General features: G+C 72.2%; 25 protein-coding genes. 9 read left to right on the top strand and 16 right to left on the bottom strand.

The window, feature by feature from the left end; genetic code table 11:
* Window position 1: 1 nt before the first annotated feature.
* The 3 genes from BC793_RS05655 to BC793_RS05665 are packed head-to-tail and all read left to right on the top strand — an operon-like array spanning window position 2 to window position 1,841.
* Window positions 2-502 (top strand): DUF1990 domain-containing protein, encoded by a 501-nt coding sequence (locus BC793_RS05655; RefSeq protein ID WP_239169654.1) that lies wholly within the window; start codon window positions 2-4, stop codon window positions 500-502.
* Window positions 499-1,266, top strand: a complete 768-nt coding sequence (locus BC793_RS05660) for an MBL fold metallo-hydrolase (RefSeq protein WP_109589865.1) — start codon at window positions 499-501, stop codon at window positions 1,264-1,266. Before BC793_RS05655 ends, BC793_RS05660 begins: the two co-directional genes overlap by 4 nt.
* The gene (locus tag BC793_RS05665) at window positions 1,263-1,841 is read left to right on the top strand and encodes a DedA family protein (RefSeq protein WP_109589866.1); all 579 of its coding nucleotides are present in this window, start codon (window positions 1,263-1,265) and stop codon (window positions 1,839-1,841) included. The genes BC793_RS05660 and BC793_RS05665 overlap by 4 nt, the downstream gene beginning before the upstream one ends.
* Here BC793_RS05665 and BC793_RS05670 read toward each other — a convergent pair.
* The gene (locus tag BC793_RS05670; protein ID WP_109589868.1) at window positions 1,816-2,736 is read right to left on the bottom strand and encodes a serine hydrolase; all 921 of its coding nucleotides are present in this window, start codon (window positions 2,734-2,736) and stop codon (window positions 1,816-1,818) included. The two genes, BC793_RS05665 and BC793_RS05670, sit on opposite strands and share 26 nt — an antisense overlap.
* Before the next feature lie 134 nt (window positions 2,737-2,870).
* Here BC793_RS05670 and BC793_RS05675 point away from each other — a divergent pair, with 134 nt between their 5' ends.
* Window positions 2,871-3,521 carry a hypothetical protein gene (locus tag BC793_RS05675; protein ID WP_109589870.1) on the top strand — a complete coding sequence of 217 codons (651 nt, stop codon included), beginning with the start codon at window positions 2,871-2,873 and terminating at the stop codon, window positions 3,519-3,521.
* 16 nt (window positions 3,522-3,537) lie between these two features.
* Here BC793_RS05675 and BC793_RS05680 read toward each other — a convergent pair whose 3' ends face one another.
* The 3 genes from BC793_RS05680 to BC793_RS05690 all read right to left on the bottom strand — a co-directional run bounded on the left by BC793_RS05680 (window position 3,538) and on the right by BC793_RS05690 (window position 6,652).
* A complete protein-coding gene (locus tag BC793_RS05680) occupies window positions 3,538-4,686 on the bottom strand; it encodes a cytochrome P450 (protein ID WP_109589872.1) in 1,149 nt (382 codons plus the stop codon).
* Window positions 4,687-4,809: 123 nt separating this feature from the next.
* Complete coding sequence (locus BC793_RS05685) at window positions 4,810-5,835, bottom strand: S1 family peptidase (protein ID WP_109589874.1); 1,026 nt, start codon at window positions 5,833-5,835, stop codon at window positions 4,810-4,812.
* Between the two features lie 265 nt (window positions 5,836-6,100).
* Entirely contained in the window at window positions 6,101-6,652 is a 552-nt protein-coding gene (locus tag BC793_RS05690) for a winged helix-turn-helix domain-containing protein (protein WP_109589876.1), read from the bottom strand.
* Window positions 6,653-6,822: 170 nt separating this feature from the next.
* Here BC793_RS05690 and BC793_RS05695 point away from each other — a divergent pair, with 170 nt between their 5' ends.
* Window positions 6,823-7,305 (top strand): NADPH-dependent FMN reductase, encoded by a 483-nt coding sequence (locus BC793_RS05695; protein WP_109589878.1) that lies wholly within the window; start codon window positions 6,823-6,825, stop codon window positions 7,303-7,305.
* A gap of 22 nt (window positions 7,306-7,327) precedes the next feature.
* Here the strand turns inward: BC793_RS05695 and BC793_RS05700 are convergent, their stop codons facing one another.
* From BC793_RS05700 to BC793_RS05720, 5 genes are read right to left on the bottom strand one after another with little or no spacing between them, the layout of a single operon-like run.
* Window positions 7,328-8,944 carry a S8 family serine peptidase gene (locus BC793_RS05700; RefSeq protein ID WP_109589880.1) on the bottom strand — a complete coding sequence of 539 codons (1,617 nt, stop codon included), beginning with the start codon at window positions 8,942-8,944 and terminating at the stop codon, window positions 7,328-7,330.
* A 47-nt stretch (window positions 8,945-8,991) separates the two neighbouring features.
* Entirely contained in the window at window positions 8,992-9,618 is a 627-nt protein-coding gene (locus BC793_RS05705) for a response regulator transcription factor (protein ID WP_109590384.1), read from the bottom strand.
* Window positions 9,615-10,760, bottom strand: coding sequence for a sensor histidine kinase (locus BC793_RS05710; protein ID WP_109589882.1), 1,146 nt, complete (start codon window positions 10,758-10,760; stop codon window positions 9,615-9,617). The genes BC793_RS05705 and BC793_RS05710 overlap by 4 nt, the downstream gene beginning before the upstream one ends.
* 5 nt (window positions 10,761-10,765) lie before the next feature.
* On the bottom strand, window positions 10,766-11,191 hold the full coding sequence (locus tag BC793_RS05715; RefSeq protein ID WP_109589884.1) for an ABA4-like family protein: 426 nt from the start codon (window positions 11,189-11,191) through the stop codon (window positions 10,766-10,768).
* Window positions 11,188-12,108, bottom strand: a complete 921-nt coding sequence (locus BC793_RS05720) for a hypothetical protein (RefSeq protein WP_109589886.1) — start codon at window positions 12,106-12,108, stop codon at window positions 11,188-11,190. Before BC793_RS05720 ends, BC793_RS05715 begins: the two co-directional genes overlap by 4 nt.
* A 111-nt stretch (window positions 12,109-12,219) precedes the next feature.
* Between BC793_RS05720 and BC793_RS05725 the strand changes: the two genes are divergently transcribed.
* From BC793_RS05725 to BC793_RS05735, 3 genes are all read left to right on the top strand, one after another.
* Window positions 12,220-13,641, top strand: coding sequence for a hypothetical protein (locus tag BC793_RS05725; RefSeq protein WP_239169655.1), 1,422 nt, complete (start codon window positions 12,220-12,222; stop codon window positions 13,639-13,641).
* Window positions 13,638-14,186 (top strand): nucleotidyltransferase family protein, encoded by a 549-nt coding sequence (locus tag BC793_RS05730; RefSeq protein WP_109589888.1) that lies wholly within the window; start codon window positions 13,638-13,640, stop codon window positions 14,184-14,186. The genes BC793_RS05725 and BC793_RS05730 overlap by 4 nt, the downstream gene beginning before the upstream one ends.
* Window positions 14,187-14,375: 189 nt before the next feature.
* A complete protein-coding gene (locus BC793_RS05735; protein WP_239169656.1) occupies window positions 14,376-15,179 on the top strand; it encodes a pectate lyase in 804 nt (267 codons plus the stop codon).
* A gap of 180 nt (window positions 15,180-15,359) precedes the next feature.
* On the opposite strand, the gene BC793_RS05740 is transcribed toward BC793_RS05735, so the two are convergent.
* The 3 genes from BC793_RS05740 to BC793_RS05750 all read right to left on the bottom strand — a co-directional run bounded on the left by BC793_RS05740 (window position 15,360) and on the right by BC793_RS05750 (window position 18,498).
* Window positions 15,360-16,238 (bottom strand): GlxA family transcriptional regulator, encoded by an 879-nt coding sequence (locus BC793_RS05740; RefSeq protein WP_109589890.1) that lies wholly within the window; start codon window positions 16,236-16,238, stop codon window positions 15,360-15,362.
* 20 nt (window positions 16,239-16,258) lie between these two features.
* The gene (locus BC793_RS05745; protein WP_109589892.1) at window positions 16,259-16,843 is read right to left on the bottom strand and encodes an isochorismatase family protein; all 585 of its coding nucleotides are present in this window, start codon (window positions 16,841-16,843) and stop codon (window positions 16,259-16,261) included.
* Window positions 16,844-16,911: 68 nt separating this feature from the next.
* Window positions 16,912-18,498: a DUF6194 family protein gene (locus BC793_RS05750; RefSeq protein ID WP_109589894.1), complete on the bottom strand. Its 1,587-nt coding sequence runs from the start codon at window positions 18,496-18,498 to the stop codon at window positions 16,912-16,914.
* Between the two features lie 58 nt (window positions 18,499-18,556).
* Here BC793_RS05750 and BC793_RS05755 point away from each other — a divergent pair, with 58 nt between their 5' ends.
* Window positions 18,557-19,315, top strand: a complete 759-nt coding sequence (locus BC793_RS05755; RefSeq protein WP_239169674.1) for a MerR family transcriptional regulator — start codon at window positions 18,557-18,559, stop codon at window positions 19,313-19,315.
* Here BC793_RS05755 and BC793_RS05760 read toward each other — a convergent pair.
* The 4 genes from BC793_RS05760 to BC793_RS05775 form a co-directional block, all read right to left on the bottom strand.
* Entirely contained in the window at window positions 19,309-19,719 is a 411-nt protein-coding gene (locus BC793_RS05760; RefSeq protein ID WP_109589898.1) for a PRC-barrel domain-containing protein, read from the bottom strand. The genes BC793_RS05755 and BC793_RS05760 overlap by 7 nt on opposite strands.
* Before the next feature lie 74 nt (window positions 19,720-19,793).
* A complete protein-coding gene (locus tag BC793_RS05765) occupies window positions 19,794-20,720 on the bottom strand; it encodes a sugar kinase (RefSeq protein WP_109589900.1) in 927 nt (308 codons plus the stop codon).
* Window positions 20,717-21,352 (bottom strand): bifunctional 4-hydroxy-2-oxoglutarate aldolase/2-dehydro-3-deoxy-phosphogluconate aldolase, encoded by a 636-nt coding sequence (locus BC793_RS05770; RefSeq protein ID WP_109589902.1) that lies wholly within the window; start codon window positions 21,350-21,352, stop codon window positions 20,717-20,719. The genes BC793_RS05765 and BC793_RS05770 overlap by 4 nt, the downstream gene beginning before the upstream one ends.
* A 46-nt stretch (window positions 21,353-21,398) precedes the next feature.
* On the bottom strand, window positions 21,399-21,947 hold the full coding sequence (locus tag BC793_RS05775) for a hypothetical protein (RefSeq protein WP_109589904.1): 549 nt from the start codon (window positions 21,945-21,947) through the stop codon (window positions 21,399-21,401).
* Window positions 21,948-21,951: the final 4 nt, after the last annotated feature.

Genomic DNA, 21,951 nt, shown 5'->3' on the forward strand with positions numbered 1-21,951 from the left:
AGTGACCGAAGTTACCTATCCGCATGTCGGATACACCCGGACCGGACGGCTCCCCTCCGGCTACCGGCATCTGCGCCACCGGGCCCGGATCGGCACCGGCGAGGAGACGCTGGCCCGCGCCGGCGAGGCGATCCTGACCTTCCGCATGCACCGGGCCATCGGTGCCCGGATCAGCGCCGACGCGGGCCGTGCCGCCCCCGGGGTGCTGCTCACCGTCGGGCTGGGCCCGCTGCGCGCCCCGTGCGAGGTGGTCTGGACCGTGGAGGAGGGCGACCGGATCGGCTTCGCGTACGGCACCCGTCCCGGCCACCCGGCGACCGGTGAGGAGGCGTTCGTGGTGGAGCGGGACGAACACGATCGGGTGTGGTTCACGGTCACCGCGTTCAGCCGGCCGGCGGGCCGGCTGATGCGCCTGGGCGGCCCGTTCGCGGTGCTGTTCCAGCATGCCTTCGCCCGCGCGTGCGGGTTGGCCCTGCGGCGTCTGGGTACCGTGGGGCGGTGAGCACGACCGAGATCACCTGGTGGGGGCACAGCACCGTGTGGCTCGCCGATTCCGGCGTGAAGCTGCTGATCGATCCGGTGCTCACCGGGCGCCTCGCCCACCTGCGGCGGATGGCCGGCCCGGCGCCGCGGCTGCCCGGCGCACCGGACGCGATCCTGCTGTCGCACCTGCACGCCGACCACTTCCACGTCGCGTCGCTGCGGGCGGTGCCGGGCGAGCCGGTCCTGGTGGTGCCGCGCGGTGCCGCGGCGTTCGCCGCGCGGGTGATGCCCGAGGCGGCACGGCGCTGCGTCGAGCTGGGGCCGGGCGACGAGACGAAGATCAAGGATGTACGGGTCCGGGCCGTCCCCGCCCGGCACGACGGCGGCCGGGGCCCGTGGTCCCGCGAGCGGGCGGCCGCGATCGGTTTCGTGGTCGAGGGCGCCGCCCGGACCTGGTATGCGGGTGACACCGGCCTGTTCGACGGGATGCACGACCTCGGCCCGCTGGATCTGGCGCTGATCCCGGTCGGCGGGTGGGGGCCGACCCTCGGCGCGCACGGTCACCTGGACGCCCGGGCCGGTGCCGAGGCGCTGCGCCGGGTGCGGGCGACCTGGGCGGTGCCCGTGCATTACGGCACGCTGTGGCCGATCGGGATGGGCCGGGTCCGCCGGCACATGTTCGACGAGCCGGGCACACGGTTCGCCGAGTTCGCGGCGCGGGCGGCGCCGGAGAGCCGGGTGCGGGTGCTGGCGCACGGCGAGACCCTCGGTGTGGGCGCGTGATCGGCGCGCTGAGCGCTTCCGGCTGGCTGTTCCTGATCGTCGCGTTCGGGGCGATCGTGCCGGTCGTGCCGACCGGGGCCGCGGTCTCCGGGACGGCGGCGCTCGCGTTCCACGAGCAGCCGTTCCTGATCGGGGTGGTGGTGACGGCCGGTGCCGCCGGGGCCTACCTGGGCGATCTGGTGATGTATGCGATGTGCCGGTTCGGCGGCGAGCAGTTGGCCCGGCGGCTGCGCTGGCTGCGCGACGAGGAGCACCTCAACGGCGTGAAGGAGCGGCTGCGGGCCCGGCAGGTCCCGGTGCTGCTGGTGTCCCGGCTGATTCCGGGCGGCCGGGTGCCGGTGCTGCTGGCCGCCGCGTTCGCCGGGATCCCGTGGCATACGTTCGTGGTCGCCAATCTGCCCGCCTGCGCGCTCTGGTCGGTGGTGTACGCGGCGATCGGGCTGGCCGGCGGGTCGATCTTCGGAGAGCCGTGGCAGGGTGTGCTCGCCGCCGTGGTGCTCATCCTGCTGATCAACCAGCTCGTCACCCGGTTGGCCCGGCGGCGTAGCCCTAGTACTTCAGATGCGTCCGGGTGAGTTTCGCGACCTTCTCCACCAGGTTCTGCCCGCTGGGCATCGTCTGGTTGGTGTGCGACAGCACGGCGATCGACACGTCGGTGTCGGCGTCGGTGATCTGACCGACCGTGTTGATGATCCAGAGGTTGCTCTCGGTGGAGCGCTGGAGCCAGCCGTTCTTGACGGTGGCGTCCTCGCCGTCCTCGGCCGCGGCCGGGACACCCCAGTCCTGGTCGGGGGCGACGGTGCTCATCAGCTTGTTGGCGTACTCCCGGGAGGTCTCGGACAGCTCGCTCTTCTCGTCGACCAGCTGGGAGAGCAGGGTCACCTGATCCTTCACGGTCGTCCGGGTGAGGCCCCACGAGCTGCTGACCTTGGTCTGGGTGAGGCCGAGACGCTTGTTGCAGGCGGTCAGCCCGTTGATCCGGCCGACCTTGCCGTAGAGCGAGGTGGTCGCGTCGTTGTCGCTGAACCGGATCATCTTGTCGGCCAGCGCCTTCTCCGAGCCGGTCAGCTTGCGGTCGTCGTCCTGGGCGGTGAGCAGCAGGCATGCCAGCACCTGCACCTTGACGACGCTGGCGGTCTCGTACTTCTCGTCACCCCGGTAGGCGTACGTCTCCCCGGTCTTGCGGTCCAGGACGGCGACCGAGAACTCCGGTCTGCCGGATGCGTACTTCTTCAGCGCCGCGTCGAGGGCCTTGACCCGTTTGGCGCGCTCGATGGCGGCCAGTTCCTCCGGGGTCGGGCCGGTCGGGGTGGGTGATGCCTTCGGTTCCTCCTGGAAGACGCCGGCCAGCGCGCCACCGCCGCTACCGCCGGTGCCGCCGTCGGCCAGGAGACCCTTCGCCACCAGGACCGAGCCCCCCAGAATACCGAGGGCGGCCACCGTCACGATGAGATTCCGGGTACGTCGCACCCATGCATACTGCCGTGTCCGATGCCCGGATGGCTCACCGGATTCCCGTGTATTCCCGACTTTCGACGCTCGGCTGCCGCGTCGGCACAGCCCGTCACCGATCGGAGGGTGCGCAACCGGCGCACAATGGGTGCATGTTCTCACTCGTGTCCGGCGCCATCCAGATGACCACTGCGGCCGCGGGCAAGGTGATCGAGACGGCGGCGACCGCGGCGACGATCCCGGTGCGGGCCGTCGCCCTGATCGGCCAGACCGAGCTGTTGATCAACCGGATCTCCCTGGCCGCGGGCCGGGCCGAGGACCTGATCGAGCGGGTGTCCACGGTGGTGACCGCGGCTGAGGCCGCGGTGGCCGACACCCGGGCGATCACCACCGCGGCGGCCATCGCGGTCGACGAGGTCGCCGCGATCGCGACCCGGGCCGGCACCGCGGTCGGTGAGGTGGCCACCGTGGTCACCCGGGCGAACACGGTGGCCGGTGAGGTCGAGGTGATGGTCGGCGACTACGCGCCCACGCTGCGCCAGGCCGCCCCGCTGGCCGCCCGGTTCGTGTCCGAGCTGACCCCCGCCGAGGTGACCGCCGCGATCCGCATGATCGACGAGCTGCCCGCCCTCCAGCGGCATCTCGTCCACGATGTGATGCCACTGCTGGGCAAGCTCGACCAGGTCGGCCCGGACCTGCACAAGCTGCTCGCGGTGACCGAGGACCTGCACCTGGCGATCGCCGGCCTGCCGGGGCTGAAGATGCTGCGCCGCCGCGGCGAGGAACGCTCCCACACCGACTGACCGGTCCGGCGGTCGGTCAGATCGCCAGGATCATGCCCTTGATCTCGTAGGAGGCGATGTCCGGGCGGATCGTCACGATGGGCTCCCGGATCATCCGCAGGCCGGGCATCGCGAACAGCTTGCCGAGGAAGACGTCGGCCTCCTGGATCGCGATGTGGGCGCCGGGGCACTTGTGCGCGCCGTCGCCGAAGGAGAGGCCGGGCCCGACCGGGCGGCCGGGGCAGACCGCACGGGGCTGCTCCCCCGCCTCGGCCGGGTCCAGGTTGGCCGCCGCCACGCCGACCTCCACCCGGGCGCCGGACGGGATGGTGACGTCACCGACCTCGACGTCGGCGGTGGTCCACCGGAGCAGGTCACCGACGACCGGCTCCAGCCGCAGGATCTCGTGCAGGACGGCCACCCGGTCGGCGGGGACGCCGGTGGTGTACCGCTCGCGCAACGTCTCGTCGGTGAGCAGGTGCCAGGCGGCGACGGTGATGAACTCCCGGGTGGTGACCATGCCGGCGGCCGCGAAGGTGACGCACTCGCCGAGGATCTCGGGCAGCGTGCAGCCCTCGTCGAGCAGGTGGGAGATCAGGTCGTCGCGGCGGGTGCGGCGACGGGCGGCGACGGCCGGGCGGACGTCACGCCAGAGGAACGACATCAGGACGAAGTTGTTGAACGCCTTCTGCCGGGCCGCGGACAGCCCGCGCGCGTGCGGGTCGGGGATGCGGAAGAACCGGTCGAGCCGATGCGGCATCCCCGGCGGGCTCTCGGTGAGGCCGACCACCTCGGCGGCGACGGCGACGGCGAGCTGGAAGGAGAGCGCCGAGAGGTCGGCCGCCCCGCGCCGGCGCAGCACCTCGCACTGCTGATCGGCGAGCCGGTTCATCAGATCCTGATAGGCCGACTCGACCCGTTTCGGAGTGAAGTACCGCGCGGTCTGCCGCCGCTGCTCGCGGTGCTCCGGCCCGTCCCGGTAGAGCATCGGCAGGCGCATCCGGCCCTGGTGGCGCAGCGCGTTCTCGATGCCGAGGCCGGCCTGCCGGGTGTCGGTGTGCCGCAGGAACTGCCGGGCGGTGGCGTAGTCCTGGATGTGCCAGACGCCGTCCTCGCCGGACCGGACCGGACAACCCGGCGCCTGCTCACCCCGGTGCACCTTGCGGCCGTTGTTCACTGTGGTCATCCATCGATTGTGATACACAGCACCCACCCCCGATCAAGTGGATCGGGGGTGGGTGTCCGTATCGGCCCGGCTCGGTGCGCGGAACTCACGGTCCGGGTTTCACCGCCGGGCCGTGGAGACGGATCAGAAGACCGAGACGCCGTACGCGCTCAGGGCCTCGACGACCGGCTGGAAGTACGTGACGCCACCGCTGGTGCAGTTGCCACTGCCGCCCGAGGTGAGGCCGTGCGCGGTCGTTCCGGAGTAGAGCGAGCCACCGCTGTCGCCCGGCTGAGCGCAGACGGTGGTGCGGATCAGTCCGGAGACCGAGCCCTCGGCGTAGTTCACCGTGCTGTTGAGCGCGGTGACCTGGCCGGAGCGGGTGCCGGTGGTGGAGCCACGACGGGTCACCGTGGCGCCGACGGCCGGGGTGGCCGCGCGGGTGATGTCGACGTTGGTGCCGACGCCGCCGGTCTTGGTGATGGTCGTGTTGGTGTAGCGGACGATGCCGTAGTCGTTGCCGGGGAAGCTGCTGCCGGCGGTGGTGCCGAGGGTCGTCGAGCCGTTGTTCCACGACGAGGTGCCGCGGGTGCAGTGGCCGGCGGTCAGGAAGTAGTTCGTGCCCGCGCTGTTGCGGACGTTGAAGCCGAGCGAGCAGCGCCCGCCGCCGGAGTAGATGGCGTCGCCGCCGGAGATGCGCAGGCTGAGCTTGCCGGGGACGGTCTCGATGCGGGCGGAGTCGCCGAGCTTGGCGACGGTTGCCTTGACCGCGTCGAGCTTGGCGCCGGTGACGCTCTCGTCCACCGAGACGACGACCTGGTTGGTGACCGGGTCGACGGCGAAGGCGGTGCCCGGCGTCTTCAGGTTGGCCTTGAGGCTGTCGTCGGCGGCGGCCAGCGTGGCGCCGCTGCGGGTGACGAAGCGGGGGGTGGCTCCGGTGGCCTTGACCTCGGCGGCGGTCGCAGCGTCGGTGACGTTGACGACGAGCTTGCCGGAGGTGTCGATATAGGAGCCCGCGTCACGAACGCCGAGACGGGCGTCGAGGGTGTTGGCGAGCGCCGTGGGGTCGGCGATCGGAGCGGCCGCGGCGGGGGTGGCGGCGAGTCCGCTTCCGACGAGGATGCCCACGGCAAGGCCGACGATCGGTCGGCGAAGCTTCGGGTTGAGCACGTTTCCTCCCAGGGGGAACGGGTGGGGCTGGTGCGTCCGATCCGACGCACCGCGTGCTCGCAAGTATTTAAATCTCTCTATCTTCTGGCAAGAGGTGTTAACAATGACCGAACGGTGATCAACAAGGCCCTGAACAGGCGGAACGCCCCTTGCATACCGCGGACCTATTACCCGTTCGGGATGAACCCGGAAAAAACGCAACCGGCCGGTGACCTGGGGTCACCGGCCGGCGCGGCGGCTACATCGGCACACGGGAACGGCCGGCCTACCGCTCGACGACGACGATCGGGGCGTCGTCGGCGAGCCGGTAACCCAGGCCGTACACCGTGGTGATCAGCTCCGGGTCGTCGAGCTTGGTCCGCAGGCGGCTGACGTGCACGTCGACCGTGCGGTTGGTGGTGTGCCGGTGCCCCCAGACGTGGGTGAGCAGCTGCGAACGGCTGAACACCTGACGCGGGTGCCGGGCCAGGAAGAGGAGCAGGTCGTACTCCAGGCGGCTGAGCTCCAGCAGTCTGCCGCCACGGAGCGCGGTACGCGCCCGCGGGTCGAGGCGGATCTCGGCGGCCCCCTCCGCGGCCGGTCCGGCGGGCACGCCGCCCAGTTCCACGGCGGTGGTCGCGCCGGCCGCGTCAACGAGCTCCCGCAGTGCCGCGAGCACCCGCTCCCGGCCGCCCGCCCCGCCGGCGATGCTGATCGTCACGGTCACGGGCGCCTCGTCATCGTCCACATGCTGCTCCGGCGGCGGGTCGGGCACCGGTCGTAGCCGGACCGGGCGGGGATACGTGGCGTGTGGGTGGGCGACGGCCAGTGCGGACATGACTACTCCTTCACGATGGGTGGGGCAAGGATACATTTCCTATCTGTTAGATAGGCAGTGGCAGGCATCATATCCTCCGTAGTGACAATTCCCTATCGGTTAACTAGGATATGCGGTACGACGCCCTCCGCCGGGCCACCCAGCCCTGCTCATCAGAAAGGTCACATCACATGACGGGAATCGTGGTGGTGTCCGGCAACCCCAGGGCCGGCTCCAGGACCTCGGCGCTGGCCGTCGCGGTCGGTGCGGCGATCGCCGAGCAGCTCGGCTCACCGGAGCCGCACGTCGTCGAGGTCGGCTCCCTCGGCGCCGGCCTGCTCACCACCGGCGACGAGGCGACCCGGGCCGCCGTCGCCGTGATCAGCGAGGCGAACCTGCTGGTCGTGGCCACGCCCACCTACAAGGGCAGCTACACCGGCGTGCTCAAGGTGCTGCTCGACCAGCTCCCGGCCCAGGCTCTGGCCGGCAAGCTGGCCGTCCCGGTGGTCACCGCCGGTGTCGCCCCGCAGGCCGCCGCGGCCGAGGCGCTGCTCCGCCAGCTGCTGGTCGAACTGGGGGCCATCGTGGTCCGGCCCGGCCTTCCGGTCCTGGAGGCGGATCTGCCCGAATCCACCGCCGTCGCACAGAAATACGCCGCCGCCCTCGACTGGTGAGGACGGCGGCGCACTCGCGGCGTCAGCGGGCGGTCAGCGTGTACGTCCGGACGGCCACCTGGTTCCACACGTCGGTGAACCGGATCGTGAAGGTGTACGAGGCGCCCGGCTGGCCGGCGGACAGGCCACTGAGCAGGCCGTCCGTCGACAGGCTCAGCCCGGCCGGCAGCTCACCGGACGCCAGCGTCCACACGCCGTCGCGGCTGTCGGCCAGCTCGAACCGTTGCTCGAACGCGACCTCGCTGATCAGGTCGGGCAGCACCTCGGTCCGGATCACCGGCAGATCCGCCACCACCGGGATCACCACCCGCTTCGTCACCGCCTGCGGCACGTAGTCGGTGAACCGGACCGTGGCCGTGTACCGGCCGGGCACCTCCGGCGTACCCGAGATCACCCCGGAGCCGGAGAGGGAGAGACCGGCCGGGAGCCGGCCCGAGTCGAGCTTCCAGCTGCCCCGGCGCGCCGCGGCCAGGCTCAGCCGCGTCGAGTAGGGGACGCCGACCGCGGCCTGCGGGGTCTGGCCGGTGGCGATCACCGGCGCCTTGGGCGGCGCCGGCACGTACAGCAGCCGGTCCGGTGTGCCGGCCCGGTCGGTGACCTTGCCCTTCGTCGCGTTGGCGATCAACTTGGCCTGCACCTGCGCCGGGGTGTACGACGGGTGGGCGTCCAGGATCAGCGCGGCCGCCCCGGCCACGTGCGGGGCCGCCATCGACGTGCCGCTGTACTTCGCGGTCGCGGTGTCGCTCGTCGCGACGGACGACCTGATGCCGACGCCCGGCGCGAAGAGGTCCACGCCCTTGCCGTAGTTGGAGAACGACGCCCGCCGGTCCCGGCTGTCGGTGGCCGCCACCGTCACCGCCGCGGGCACGTCCGCCGGGCTGCTCATCCGCGCGTCCGAGTCCTCGTTGCCGGCCGCCACCACGTAGGTGATCCCGGCCGCGATCGAGTTCTCCACTGCCCAGTCCAGCGCCGGGCTGTAGCCGCCGCCGAGACTCATGTTGGCCACCGCCGGCAGCTCCGCGTTCGCGGTGACCCAGTCGATGCCGTCGATGATGTCCGAGATCCAGCCCTCGCCGTCGCAGTTCAGCACCCGGACCGCGACCAGCTTCGCCTTCTTGGCCACGCCGTACGAGGATCCGCCGATCGTGCCGGCCACGTGCGTGCCGTGACCGTCGCAGTCGTCGGCGTCCACGTCCCCGTCGACGAAGTCGTACCCGGATTCGGCCCGGCCGCCGAACTGCCGGTGGCTGGTCCGGATGCCGGTGTCGATGACGTAGGCGTGCACCGAGTCGCCGTCGGCGGACGGCCGGTAGCCGTGGGAGAGCGACCGGCTCCGCTGGTCGATCCGGTCCAGGCCCCAGGTGGGGTTCTTCTGTGTGCCGGTCAGGGCGACCTTCCGGTCCACCTCGACGTGCCGGACCGACGGATCGGCGGCGACCCGGCGGGCCTGGGCCGCGGTCATCTCGGTGAGATAGCCGGGGAAGCTGCGGAACTGACGCAGCAGACGGCCGGTGAGCAGGTCCGGCGCGCCGTCCCGGAACGTGACGATGTAGCGGCCGACCGGCTCCTCGGCGGCGTGCGCCGGTACCGGTGACACGATGACGGCGGCGGCCAACGCCGCGGCGATCCACTTACGCATGCCCGGGGTGATCGGTCGCCGGACCGGCCGGTTGAGAGGTCGCGGCGTCAGACCCGGTGGGCGAGCAGCGCCAGGCGTACCCGGTTGGGGCTGCCGGTCTTGGTCATCAGTGCGGTGATGTGCGTCTTCACCGTGGTCACCCCGATGTGCATCCGCTCGGCGATCTCGGCGTTGCCGAGCCCCTCCCCGACCAGGACGAGCACCTCCTGCTCGCGGGCCGTCAGGCCGGCCACGCCGGCGCGCGGCTCGGGACGGGCGTCGACCGCGCGGCGGACCAGCCGGCGCAGCACGTCCTGACTGAACGGGCTCTCCCCGGTCGCCGCCTGCCGGATGCCGTGCAGCAGCTCCTCCGGCGGGGCGTCCTTGAGCAGGAACCCGCAGGCACCCGCCTGGAGCGCCGGGTAGAGGTGGTCGTCGTCGCCGAACGTGGTGAGCACCAGCACCCGCGCCGCCGGGCGGGCCGCGACGATCCGGCTGGTCGCGGTGATCCCGTCGACGCCGGGCATCCGCAGATCCATCACGATCACGTCCGGCAGCAGACGGGCCGCCAGCTCGACGGCGGCCCGCCCGTCACCGGCCTCCCCGACCACCTCCATGCCGGTCTCGGCGTCGCAGAGCATCCGCAACCCGGCCCGGATCAGCTGCTGATCGTCGACGAGCAGTAACCGGATCATCCCGGCAGCACCGTGCTCACACGCCATCCCTTCCCGTCCGGCCCGGCGATCAGGGTCCCGCCGAGCACCTCGACCCGTTCCCGCATGCCGGTGATCCCGTGACCGCCACCCACCGGGACGTCCCGCGGACCGGCCGGCCGGCCGCCGTCGTCGGCGACCGCCCACTCCACATCGGAGCCGGCCGCGCGGACCCGCAACGACGCCGTGGCGGACGGGCCGGCGTGCTTCGCCACGTTCGTCAGGGCCTCCTGGGTGAGGCGGAGCACGGCCAGGCCGCGGACCGCGTCCAGGGAGCCGACCGCCGGGTCGATCTCCGCCTCCACGATCACGCCGGCCAGGCGGGCCTTCTCCACGGCACCGTCGAGCGCGGCGGGCAGGGCCGACGGTTCGATCGCCGTCAGCGACGCGTCACCACGTACCCCCTCGGGGTCGCGCAGGACCGCGACCAGCCGCCGGAGGTCGGTCAGCGCCTCCGTCCCGGTCCGGTGGACGTCGTCGAAGACGTCGGTCACCCGGGGGTCCAGGTCCGGCAGCACGTGCCGGGCCACGCCGACCCGCAGCACCACCGAGGCGATGTGGTGGGCGACCACGTCGTGCAGCTCACGGGCGATGGCGGCACGCTCGTCCGCACGGACGGCGCGCTGCTCCGACTCGGCCCGGCGCGCGGCCTGCCGGCCCAGCTCGTGGGTGGTCCGCCCGACCGTGCCCAACAGGATCGGCAGGCCCAGGCTCGTGCCGAGCCCGACCAGCCCCTCGAAGAGGCTCACTCCCGAGCCGGGCAGCCCGAGGGTGAGGTAGACCGTGGCGACCAGACCCGCGCCGGCCGCGACGAACCAGATCCGGGGCGCCCAGAAGGCCAGCTCGCCGACGGCCCATGCGGTGCCCACCTGGTTGATCGTCGAGTCCTCGAGGACGACCAGGCTCACCCCGAACAGGAACGTCTGCACCAGCAGGTTGATCGGCTGCCGCCGGTGCAGCAGGAGACCGGATGCGAACGCCAGCCCGGCCAGGACCCACTGCGGGCCCGTCGGCGGCCGCTGGGTGCCACAGATGACGAGCAGATATGCCAGGCCGCTGAGGATCAGCAGCAGCATGCGCGGAAGCGTCTCCCGCACGTTGAAGAGGCGACCCGCCCGGCTCATGCCGGTCAGCCTAGGCGCTCGGGCCAGCGGGTACGCACCGCCAGGTAGGCGGCCAGCCCGAGCGGCCCGAGCATGATGGTCAGCACCAGGATCGGCGCCATCAGCAGGACCGGGATCCCGCGCTCCCGGCTGTCCAGGTAGGACCATCGCCCGACGAACAGGTCGAAGGCGATCATGTGCGCCCACCCGGCGGCCGCCCCGGCCGGGGAGCCGAGCAGCTCGGCCACCCCGTCCAGGGTCGGGTTCGACACGCCCGCCCAGACCGCGCCGAAATCCGGGACGATCAGCGCCGCGTAGATCGCCACGATCGGCAGCACGATCAGCGGGCTGCGCACGATCCGGGTGGTCCACGACCACTTCGGGAGCAGGATCATCAGCGCCCAGAACGGTGCGGCCAGCAGGAACGTCAGTTCGAACAGGGTCGCGGTCACGCCCGCCCCCGGGTGGCGGCGACACTCGCGACAGCGGTCACGACCGCCAGGGCGGCGAACGCGGCGAGGGTCGTCCCGTCCGGCTCCAGCAGCGGTTGCGCCCGCAGCGCCTGCCAGGTCAGAAGGATCACGAGTACGGCGTACGCGCTCCCGCCGATCAGCACGAGCCGGGCCCGGACCGTCTCCCTCAGCCGGGTCCACCGGCCCAGCCCGAACGCGAGCAGCGGGATCGCCTGGAGGGCGTGCAACCCGACGAAGTGGCTGATCCGCAGGTCCCCGCCGGTGGTGCTCCATCCGGTGACCGGCATCGACGGGCCGCCGTCCGGCACGCCGACCGAGTGCGCCCCGATCAGCCCGGTGTCGGTCACCTGCGAGGTCATCAGGAAGGCGATCATCATGCCGAGCAGGGAGATGCCCAGTCCGAGGCGGATCGCGAACGCGGCCGGCCGGTCCGGGATCCGCTGCCGCAACACGGCCACCGCGATCACCACCTGGGCGATGAACAGCACCATGATCGACGGGCCCATGATGTTCCAGAGAGTCTCGTCGAGCGGGCTGCTCACGTTGAAGTGGCTGGTCGTCCCGCGGATCACCTGAGTCACGATAATGGCCAGCTCGACGACCGCGACGCCGAGGATCACGGTGCCGGACCATTCGGCGGGACGGCTGCGGCGCGGCAGGACGGCCAGCATCCAGGCCAGCGTCCAGGCGTAGAACACGAACGAGACGGCGAACTTGAACGGCTTGAGCCAGATCGGTACGCCGGTGAGGATCCGGTCGTCGACGAAGATCCCGGTGAGGGAGATGAGGGCCAGCACCGCCGACGCGGCGGTGAGCCAGAGCAGTGGCCGGTTCCAGCGGGCCGGGCTGCGCAGGGCGGGCAGGCTTCCCGCGGTGAGCGAATCGATGGCGGTCATGGACTCACCCTGGCCCGTCGCGGCGGCGGAATCGTCCGTCCGGGGGCCGTACCGGCGGCCGGACGAAGGAGCGCTTCTCCTCCTCTGGTAGGAGGCGGTGATACTGACGCGGTGGATCACACCGCCCCCCTGATTGACTTCCCCTCCGACGAGACCGGACGGCGTTCCAGCACGGCGTTCGGCCGGGCCGTCGTCGCCGATGCGCTGCGTTCCGTGGATCCGGCCGCCGCCGGGGCCGCCGAGCGCGAGACCGACTGGCGGCGGGGCTACCTGCGCCACTTCAGAGCCCTGGTGGAGGCCGGCCTGGCCGCCGACGGCACGGCCGGTTACGAGATCGCCGAGGCCGGCCTGGCCTCGGTGCAGGCCCGCATCCGGTACCGGCGCCCGGACGGCGACTTCACCCTGGCCCAGGCCCTGATGGCGGCGCCCGAGCGGCAACTGGAGACGGTGGAGGTGAAGGGCGGGGACCGGCCGGAGACCGAGGTCGTCCTGCCGTACCGGGGTGAGCTGCTGCGCGGTGACGCCCTGCGGCGCCGGCTGGACGCCTGGGTGACGGCCGGGGTGATCGAGGAGTCGTGCGCCGAGGCGGTCCGTGAGGTCGCCGGTTCGCCGGACTGGCTGGACCTCGGCGACCAGACGCTCGTGGCGGCGGGGGCCGGCACCGAGATGGGACCGGTCGGCTCGTTCCTCGGCTGGGGCGGCACCGTCCTCGCCGTCGACCTGCCCCGGGAGGAGCTGTGGCAGCGCGTTCAGAAGAAGGTGACGGCCGGCCGGCTGCTCGCCCCGGTGAGCGGTTCGACGCCCGGCGCCGACCTGCTCGGTGACCTCGGCGCGGTGGCGCAGTGGGTACTCGGCTTCGACGGCCGGTTGATCCTCGGCAACTACGTGTACGCCCCCGGCGGCGCGTATCCGCTGCTCGCGGCGGCCGTCGACGCGCTCGGCACCCACCTGCGGCACCACCGGCACGACACGGCGCTGGCGTTCCTGGCCACACCGACCGACGTGTACGCGACCCCGGCCGCGGCCGTCACCCATTCCCGCGAGCGGTACGCCGCCCGGTCCGGCCGGGCGCGACTCGGCGCCGTGGTCTCCGGGGGCCGGCTGTTGCGTCCCAACTACCCGTACGACGGGGTCCCCGGCCTCAACGACAGCCTGGTCCCGCAGCAGGGCCCGAACTACGCGCTGGCCAAGCGCATCCACCGGTGGCGGGCCACGCTGACCCGGCGGGACGGGGTGGTCAGCTTCGCGGTGGCGCCGCCGACGCGTACCCGATCGGTGGTCAGCAACCGCATGCTCGCCGCCGCCTACGCGGGCGCCCACGTGTTCGACGTGGAGGTCTTCGAGCCGGCGACGGCCAGCCGGCTGATGGCGCTGCTGCTGGTGCACCAGATCCGCAAGCCGCGGGCGGCGGCGCCGGCGGCCTGGGCGGACGAGGCGGTCGCGGCGGCGCACGGCGGGTTCTGGCGCACCGCCTACCACCCGCGGACGGCGCTGCCGCTGGCCGCGGTGCGGGGCCTGGCGCTGCAGCGATGACGGTCGCGGGGCTGGTGCTGGCGGCCGGGGCGGGCCGGCGGTACGGCATGCCGAAGGCGCTGGTCCCGTACCGTGGCCGGCTCCTCGTCCAGCGGGCCGCCGGCACGCTGGAGGAGGCGGGCTGCGCGAGTGTCACGGTGGTGCTCGGCGCGGCCGCCGACGAGGTACGGGCCGCCGCACCGGATCTGCCGGCGACCGTGGTCAACCCGGACTGGGCGACCGGGATGGGCTCGTCACTGCGGGCCGGACTCGCCGCGCTGGCCGGGACCGGTGCGGCGGCCGCCGTGGTGCTGCTGGTGGACATGCCCGGCGTCTCGGCGGAGGCGGTCCGCCGGATCCTCGCGCACGCCGGCCCCGGCGCCCTGGTGATGGGCGGGTACGGCGAACGGCGCGGCCATCCGGTGCTGCTCGGCCGCGACCACTGGGCCGGCGTGTCGGCGTCCGCCACCGGGGACCGGGGTGCCCGCGACTATCTGCGCGCGAACGAGGTCCGGGTGGTGCCGGTCGGTGACGTCGCCGACGACACCGATATCGACGTTCGGTAGCCGGGCGGTAGCACAAAATTACAGGCAACCTTTCCGCTCCGAGCACACACTTAATCAGTGGAATGCATTTCTTTATTCATTTCCAACTCGCTGGTTAATTTATTGATTAAGCGAGTTGACAGGGGTTGCTAATGGGGGCCAGCATTTATTGCGTTCCCCCCTGAACGTCATCCCCACGAAAGGCCGATCGTGTTCAAGAATCTGCGGAAGCGGTGGCGTACCGGTGTGGTGGCGATCGCCGCACTCGGTCTGGGCCTCGGTGCGGTCGTCCATACGCAGGGCGCTTCCGCCGCGACCTGGCCGACCGCGACCGGCACGGTGAAGCTCACCGCGACCAAGGCGGTCTCCGGCACCCTCGACGGCGGCCTGAAGCGTTACGTCGGCAGCGGCGCGCTCGGCACCGGCGACCAGGACGAGGGCCAGGACCCGATGTTCACCCTGGCCGACGGCGCGACCCTGAAGAACGTCATCATCGGCTCCCCGGCCGCGGACGGCGTGCACTGCCTCGGCTCCTGCACCATCTCCAACGTGTGGTGGGAGAACGTCGGCGAGGACGCGGCCACCTTCAAGGGCGGCTCCAGCGCCAAGTACACGGTCAGCGGCGGCGGCGCGAAGGGCGCCGACGACAAGGTGCTCCAGCACAACGGCGGTGGCACCCTGACGGTCAGCGGCTTCGCGGTCGCCGACTTCGGCAAGCTCTACCGCTCGTGCGGCAACTGCTCCACCCAGTACAAGCGGGCCGTCGTACTGAAGAACATCGAGGTCACCGCACCCGGCTCCAGTCTGGTCGGCATCAACTCGAACTTCGGCGACACCGCCACCTTCTCCGGCGTCACGATCGTCGGCGACAGCGGCAAGAAGATCTCGATCTGCGTCACCTACAAGGGCAACAACACCGGCGCCGAACCCACCAAGGTCGCCGCCTACAAGGGAAGTACCGGCGGCGACGGCACCAATTGCAAGTTCACCGCCGCCAATGTGACCTACAAATAATCGGCTCGCCGCTCCACCGAGCGACCCCCCATCGCTATCCCCCGGTGTGAGCGCGAGCCATCGGTGAAACGGCCGGGCCCGGTGCCAGACGGGCCCGGCCGTTCCCGCCCTTCTTCCGGCTGGCTCCCACCGCTGTCTCACGAGCGTTTTGACAGCGGTGAGAGCCAGCCGGGTCTGTTCTCAGCGGGACCGGAGACGGCGGAGCATGCGGGCGTCGGTGAAGCCGACGGCACGGGCCGCGGACTCGGCGGTCGAGCCGTGGCCGATCAGGTACTCGGCGCGTTCCACCCGGAGCAGCTGCTGATAGCGCAGCGGGGTGCGGCCGGTCGCGGCGGTGAACAGGCGGGTCAGGGTGCGCTCGCTGACCCCGGCACCGGCGGCCAGGTCGGCCAGCGGGAGCGGGGCGGCGAAGCCGGCGTCGATCCGGTCCTGGACCCGGTGCACCACGTCACTGAGGTGGGCGCGGTGGCGCAGCATGGCGCTGTCCTGCTGTTCCTCGCCATTGCGCCGGCCGTAGACGACCATCTCGCGGGCCACCCGGGCGGCGGTCGCCGGGCCGTGCCGCTGGGCGACCAGATGCAGGGCCAGGTCGATCCCGCTGGCGATGCCGGCCGAGGTGACCACCCGGTCGTCGCAGACGTAGAGCACGTCGCGGGTCACCGTCGCCTTCGGGAACCGGCGGGCGAGCGCGTCCTGGAGATCGTGGTGGGTGGTGCAGCGGCGGCCGTCGAGCAGGCCGGCCCGGCCCAGCGCGTCGGCCCCGGCGCAGACACTCGCGACGGTCCCGCCGGCCGCGTGGTGGGCGGCGATCCGTTCCAGCGTCGCCGCGGCGAAGAACCCGTAGCCGCTGCGCCAGCCCGGGACCAGCAGCAGATCGCCGGGGTCCAGGGCCGGCCAGTCCCGCTCGGCGCAGAGCGGCACACCCTGCCAGGTCGGCACCGGCGACGCCTCGGCCACGTAGTGCAGCCGGTAGCCCGGCGCGGTGGAGAACACCTGCGCCGGGCCGGCCAGGTCGAGCAGGTGCACCTGCGGCGTCAGGACGAACAGCACCCGGCTCACGATCCGGTCGACTCCCCCGGTCAGCTGCCGATGATCTCGGCGACGGTCTTGACGGTGGCGAAGCGGCCGGACAGGGCGTAGACGGTGCGAGCCGCGATGTCCGCCGCCGACAGCGTACGGGGGTCGGCCAGCAGCTCCTCGACGGTCTGATCGGCGGGGGCGCCCGGGTGCGCGATCGGGTGGGTGGCGGTCGCGTCGATCGCGAACGTCACCTGGTAGCCGAGGTCGGAGGCGACCCGGGCGGTGGTCTCCACGCACTGCTCGGTACGCAGCCCGCACACCGTGATCGAGCGGACCCCGGCCACGGTCAGCAGATGCTGGAGGTTCGTCGTGGTGAACGCGTTGTGCACGGTCTTGGTCAGCAGCGGCTCGTCCGCGGCCGGGGACAGCTCGTCCATCACCCGCACGTGCCCGCCGGCCGGGTCGAAGGTGTTGCCGGTGCCCGGTTCGGCGTGCAGCACCCAGATCACCCGGTCACCGGCGGCGCGGGCGGCGTCGACGAGCTGCCCCACCTTCTTCGCCACGTCGGGGTTGTCGGTCGTCGCCCAGAGCGGACGGGCACGGAAGGACTCCTGGACGTCGATCACGACGAGTGCGTTGGTCATGCTCCCATCCAACGCCGCCGGACCCGCGCGCAGAAGGCACCATCACGCCCCGCCCCGGAACGATCCGGTCAGCGCTCCCGGCGTTTCTCCCGGGCCGCCGAGCGGGTTCTGGCCCGCTCCACCAGCCGGGTGACCTCGTCCGCGGTCCCCGGTCCCGGGTTCACCACGCTCACCCAGCCCTGCACCGCGTAGGCCGGGTGCGGGATCAACCGGTCCGGTTCGGCGAAGTCGATGGAGTGCTGACGTGCGGCGAACTCCTCCGGGCCGTAGCCGAACAGGTTCCGGAACTCGTCCCGGCCCACCTCGATGTTGAGCCGGTAGCGGCCCTCCCCGGAGAGTCGGGAGCGCTCGTCGAAATCCGGGACGTCGTGGCCGACGATGGTGGCGAACGGGCGCATCCGGTCCTCCCCGGCGAAGAAGAACCGGTCCCCCCAGGTGTACGGCGGCATCTCCGGCCCGGGCTCGATCCGGGTCTCGGTCACCCCGGGCAGGCCACTGATCCGGGCGGCGTCGGCGGCACCCGGGCCGTGGCCGATGTGCAGGATCGCGTCACAGTCCTCGACGAGCGAGGCGGTCAGCGGGAAGTGGCCGAGCAGGCCGGTCACCCGTTCCCGCAGGCCGTCACCGGCCGGGGGCGGGAAGAGGCCGGTCTCCGGGCCGAGCCGTTGTTCGTAGACGCCCGGCTCCGGGACCCCCAGGCCGACCGGGCCGCTGGCGCCCAGGCTGCCGGCCACGAACACGTAGCGGTCGCCGAGCAGCGTGGCGACGATCGAACCGGCCCCGGACCACTCGGCGGCGTAGTCGACACCCTCCCAGTGCGTCTCCCACCGGCTCGGGCCGCGCTGCAGGTGGGTGTTGTGGGCGGCGACCAGGAGCGGGCCACGGTCGCGTTCGACGGCCAGGATGTCGAGCAGGTTGCGGGCCATCAGGGCGTCCCGGGTCTGGAGCAGGCGGGCGACCCGCTCCGACGGGGTGCCCGGACCGGCCATCGCCGCGTGGTACGTGAGCAGGCCGATCGCCGTCGACGCCAGCACCGTCGCGTGCTGCCAGGCGCGCGGGGAGGTCTCCTTGACGAGGCGGGGCGCGTGGCCGTACAGCCGGGTCCGGAAATCCTCCGCGAGGCCTCGCAGCGCGGTGGCCTCCGGTGACCGGCCGGGTGATCGCGCCGCGTCATACATGATCTCCGGCGCCGTCCATCGGGTGTCCTCGCCGACGAGATCGTCGATCTCGGGCGCCGCGACGCCCAGGTAGTCGCGAAGTTCGCGCAGATAGGAGCCGGGGCTGGGGGCGGCCTCGATCTCGGTGGGCGCGTCGAACCCGTGGAAGGTGACGCGCTCGGAGGCCGGCCGGCCGGCGTTGTGGGCGCGCAGCCAGTCGATCAGGTCGCGGGTGGCCGGGTGCGCGCCCCACCCGTGACTGATGCCGGTGGACAGGTCCAGGTCGTCGCGGTGGCCCTGCACGTAGTCGTCGACGGCGAGCGCGGCGGCCCGGTCCGACTCGATCGCGATCGAGCGGAAGCCCTCGCCCGTGAGGGTCTCGAGGATCCGGTTGCGGAGGGCGGGGAACGCCGGCTCGCCGTGGTAGGGCTCGCCCAGCGCCAGCAGCAGCGGGCGGTGTGCGCAGATCAGGGATCGCAGCTCGGTGTCGAAAGCCATGACCTCAACCGTATCGTTGAACCAGCGGTTGAAACTTTTGATCATTTCTGCTGGGGAGATTCTGCTGAAGTCTCAAAACGGGGTTCACCGGCCGGTGGATCTGGCGCGGGCACACGGGCTGTCCGCGCAGGCCGTGCGCAACTACGAGCAGGCCGGGGTGATCCCGCCGGCCCGGCGCACGCCGAGCGGCTACCGCGTCTACACCGACGACCATGCCGGTGCGCTCGCCGCCTACCTCGGGCTTCTTCCGGGGTACGGCTATCCGGCAGCCGGCGAGATCATGCGGGCCGTGCTCCGCGACGATCTCGACGCCGCGCTCGCCGTGATCGACGCCGCCCACGTGCAGTTGCGCCGGGACCGCGACACCGTGACCGCGGTCGCCGCCGCGCTCGTCACGACCCCGGCGGCCGGGCAGCTCCCGGACCGGCCGGTGTCCGTCGGCGTCCTCGCCCACCGGCTCGGCGTCACCGCCGCCACGCTGCGCAAATGGGAGCGCGCCGGGATCCTGGCCCCGGCCCGGTCCGGCACCGCACGGGCCTACTCCCCCGACGACGTCCGCGACGCCGAACTGGCCCACCTGCTACGCCGCGGCGGGTATCTCCTCGGCCACATCTCGGTGGTGATCGAGCAGGTCCGCGCGGCCGGTGGGCCCGGCCCGCTGGCCGCCTCGATCGCTCAATGGCGGGACCGGCTCACCGCCCGCGGGCGGGCCATGCTGACCGGATCGGCGCGGCTGTCGGATTATCTGGACCAACGACACGCCGCCCCGCCCGTGGGGGATACGGGCGGGGCGGCGGCTTGTGGCGAGGATCAGTGAGGGTAGTCGCGGTAACTACCGGTGTAGTAGTCGCCGACCTGCTCCCGGTACTCCGGCGTCTCGAAGGTGTCCTTGTCGTACTCCGGAGAGCTCTTGATCTGCTCCTTCGTACGATCCACATACACCTTGCGCTCGTCGTGGTCGAACGTCTGGACCGTGCCGGCCGGGAGGAGAACCTTCCGCCCGAAGATCCACGGCCCGGTGTCGACCACCAGGAACGAGCTGCCCACGTCGTAGCTGGCCTTGTCGATCGAGCCGATGTGTCCATCGGTGGCCTCGACCTTGTAGCCGACCAGGTCCACGCCGGTCGTTCCGTACTCTTCGGCGGCTTCCGCGGTCACCGGGTCGTTGCCCAGCGGCGACGGCTCGCGCCACGTCCACGGAGTGAACGGCGTCGGTTGCATAACGGCCTCCTCAGATCGATGAATTTGCCGTTGTGGAACCGGTACCCGGTCTGCCGGGCCGCTAACCCACCCGGTCAGCGGACGATGTCGCCGCCACCGAGAGCGACCAGCTCAGCGCGGTTCGGCAGACCTTCGCAGTCACCCGGAACGGTGACCGCGAACGCGCCCGCGGCGATCGCCGTCCGCAGCCGCCGGTCCGCGCCCGCCCCCGCCAGCCGCTCGGCCAGATAGCCGGCCACGAAGGCGTCGCCGGCCCCGACCGTGTCGACCGCCGTCACCGTCAGCGCCGGAACCTCACGCCGTTCCCCCTCGATCAGCGCCACGCAACCGCGCGCCCCGTCCTTCACGATCACCTCGGCCGGGCCCAGCTTCGCCAGCCCGTCCACCGGATCATCGGCGTCCACGAACAGGGCCGCCTCCTCCGGCGACGCGAACACCACGTCGGCGCGGCGCACCAGGTCACGCAGCACCGGGGCGGCGTCGGCCGGCGACCACAGCTTGCTCCGGTAGTTGACGTCCACCGACACCGGCACCCCGGCCGCGCGAGCCTCCTCGACGGCATGGAACACCGCCGCCCGGCAGGTGTCGCTCAACGCCGGCGTGATGCCGGTGACGTGCACGATCCCGGCCGCGGCGATCTCGGCGCGGGGCACGTCCGCCGGGGCCAGGCGGGAACCCGCACTGCCGGCCCGGTGATAGTCGGCCTGGATGAACTCGCTCGACCGCTGGTAGCGGATCATCAGGCCGGTGTGCGCGTCGTCGGAGACGGCCAGGACGCGTACACCCGAGGCCCGCAACCGGGCCGCGATCAGCGCGCCGGTCGCATCCCGGCCGAGCCGTCCGAGCCACGTCGCGTCGCCGCCGAGCCGGGCGACGCCGACGGCCACGTTGCTCTCCGCCCCCGCGACCCCCAGGGTGAAACCGCGGGCCCGGTCGAGCGGCCCGATGCCGTCGGCGACGAAGATCCCCATCGACTCGCCGAGGGTGAGCAGACCCGTCATGAGCGCGCGGACGCCACGGCGTCGACCGCACGCCGGGCCCGGGCGGCCAGGGCGGTGAGGCTGCCACCGGTGGCGGCGTCGCCGATCAGCGGCCCGCCGACGCCGACCGCGACCGCGCCGGCACGGAGCCACACGCCGATGTCGTCCAGCCCGATGCCGCCGGTCGGCATGATCTTCACGTCCGGCAGCGGGCCGCGCAGGTCCTTGAGATATCCGGGGCCCAGCCCGCCGGCCGGGAATAGTTTGATCAACGGGGCACCGGCCCGGTGCGCCGCATAGACCTCGGTGGGGCTGAACGCGCCCGGGTAGGACGGCACCGGCTGCGGGCCGAGGCCGCCGACCGGCGACACCAGGAAGGCCGCGCCGGCATCGATGGCCGCCTTCGCGTCCTCCCCGGTCAGCACGGTGCCGGCGCCGACCACCACCGTGTCGGGCAGCTGCCGGCGCAGCGCGGAGATCGCCTCCAGCGCGCCGTGCGTGGTCAGGGTCACCTCCAGGGCGGTGACACCGGCGGCGACCAGGACGTCGGCCACCGCGGACAACGCGTCGGCGGTGGGCGCGCGCAGCACCGCGACTAGCCCGCTCTCGGCGATGGCGGCGGACACGGGATCGAGTGAGAGTTGATCGGTCACGGCCTCGATAGTGCCCGATGCAAACGTTTGCAGAAAGAGGGCGCTCTCACTTCGGCTCACTCGGCTCGGACGCGCGGCGCAGTTTGGCCCGCCCGTTCAGCGCGGGCCGCGGCGGCGTGTCCACGATCCCCAGCTCGTCCCGGATCGCCGCCTCGAACTGCTGCATCACCAACGGGACCTGCGCCAACAGCTCCCGGAAGTGCGTCTGCGGCTGCACCCCGACCACTCCGGCCGGATTCATCTCCCCGTGCAGACGCTCCAATTGCAGATGTACGGCCAGAGCCGCGCTGCGCACCGGCCCGGAGGCGAGCAGGCGCACCGGCATCAGCGCCGGAGTGACCTGGTCGACGTAGACGAGCGCCGACGGAGGCTTCTCCCCCGCCTCGGAACTCGTCCGCAGCCGGTGTGTCGCGTGCTCGAACGCGGCCAGCAACCGGACGTAGGCCTCCTTACGCTCGTCATACCAGCGCCGGTCCCGGCGAGCCCGGTTCAGCAGGTCGTTGTTGCGGGTGAGGACGAACTGCGCCGTCACGGCACCGGCCAGCGCGAACACGACCGCCACCAGGGGCAGGCCCCACCACGGGATCTGAGACACCCGC

This window comes from Actinoplanes xinjiangensis, from assembly GCF_003148685.1.
Taxonomy (GTDB): domain Bacteria; phylum Actinomycetota; class Actinomycetes; order Mycobacteriales; family Micromonosporaceae; genus Actinoplanes; species Actinoplanes xinjiangensis.

Excerpts from the sequence above, each read along its gene's own strand:
- BC793_RS05680 (WP_109589872.1), bottom strand. The coding sequence starts at position 4,686 with ATGACCACAGTGAACAACGGCCGCAAGGTGCACCGGGGTGAGCAGGCG.
- BC793_RS05675 (WP_109589870.1), top strand. The coding sequence starts at position 2,871 with ATGTTCTCACTCGTGTCCGGCGCCATCCAGATGACCACTGCGGCCGCG.
- BC793_RS05745 (WP_109589892.1), bottom strand. The coding sequence starts at position 16,843 with ATGACCAACGCACTCGTCGTGATCGACGTCCAGGAGTCCTTCCGTGCC.
- BC793_RS05760 (WP_109589898.1), bottom strand. The coding sequence starts at position 19,719 with ATGCAACCGACGCCGTTCACTCCGTGGACGTGGCGCGAGCCGTCGCCG.
- BC793_RS05700 (WP_109589880.1), bottom strand. The coding sequence starts at position 8,944 with ATGCGTAAGTGGATCGCCGCGGCGTTGGCCGCCGCCGTCATCGTGTCA.
- BC793_RS05690 (WP_109589876.1), bottom strand. The coding sequence starts at position 6,652 with ATGTCCGCACTGGCCGTCGCCCACCCACACGCCACGTATCCCCGCCCG.
- BC793_RS05765 (WP_109589900.1), bottom strand. The coding sequence starts at position 20,720 with ATGACGGGTCTGCTCACCCTCGGCGAGTCGATGGGGATCTTCGTCGCC.
- BC793_RS05750 (WP_109589894.1), bottom strand. The coding sequence starts at position 18,498 with ATGGCTTTCGACACCGAGCTGCGATCCCTGATCTGCGCACACCGCCCG.
- BC793_RS05730 (WP_109589888.1), top strand. The coding sequence starts at position 13,638 with ATGACGGTCGCGGGGCTGGTGCTGGCGGCCGGGGCGGGCCGGCGGTAC.
- BC793_RS05695 (WP_109589878.1), top strand. The coding sequence starts at position 6,823 with ATGACGGGAATCGTGGTGGTGTCCGGCAACCCCAGGGCCGGCTCCAGG.
- BC793_RS05720 (WP_109589886.1), bottom strand. The coding sequence starts at position 12,108 with ATGACCGCCATCGATTCGCTCACCGCGGGAAGCCTGCCCGCCCTGCGC.
- BC793_RS05710 (WP_109589882.1), bottom strand. The coding sequence starts at position 10,760 with ATGAGCCGGGCGGGTCGCCTCTTCAACGTGCGGGAGACGCTTCCGCGC.
- BC793_RS05705 (WP_109590384.1), bottom strand. The coding sequence starts at position 9,618 with ATGATCCGGTTACTGCTCGTCGACGATCAGCAGCTGATCCGGGCCGGG.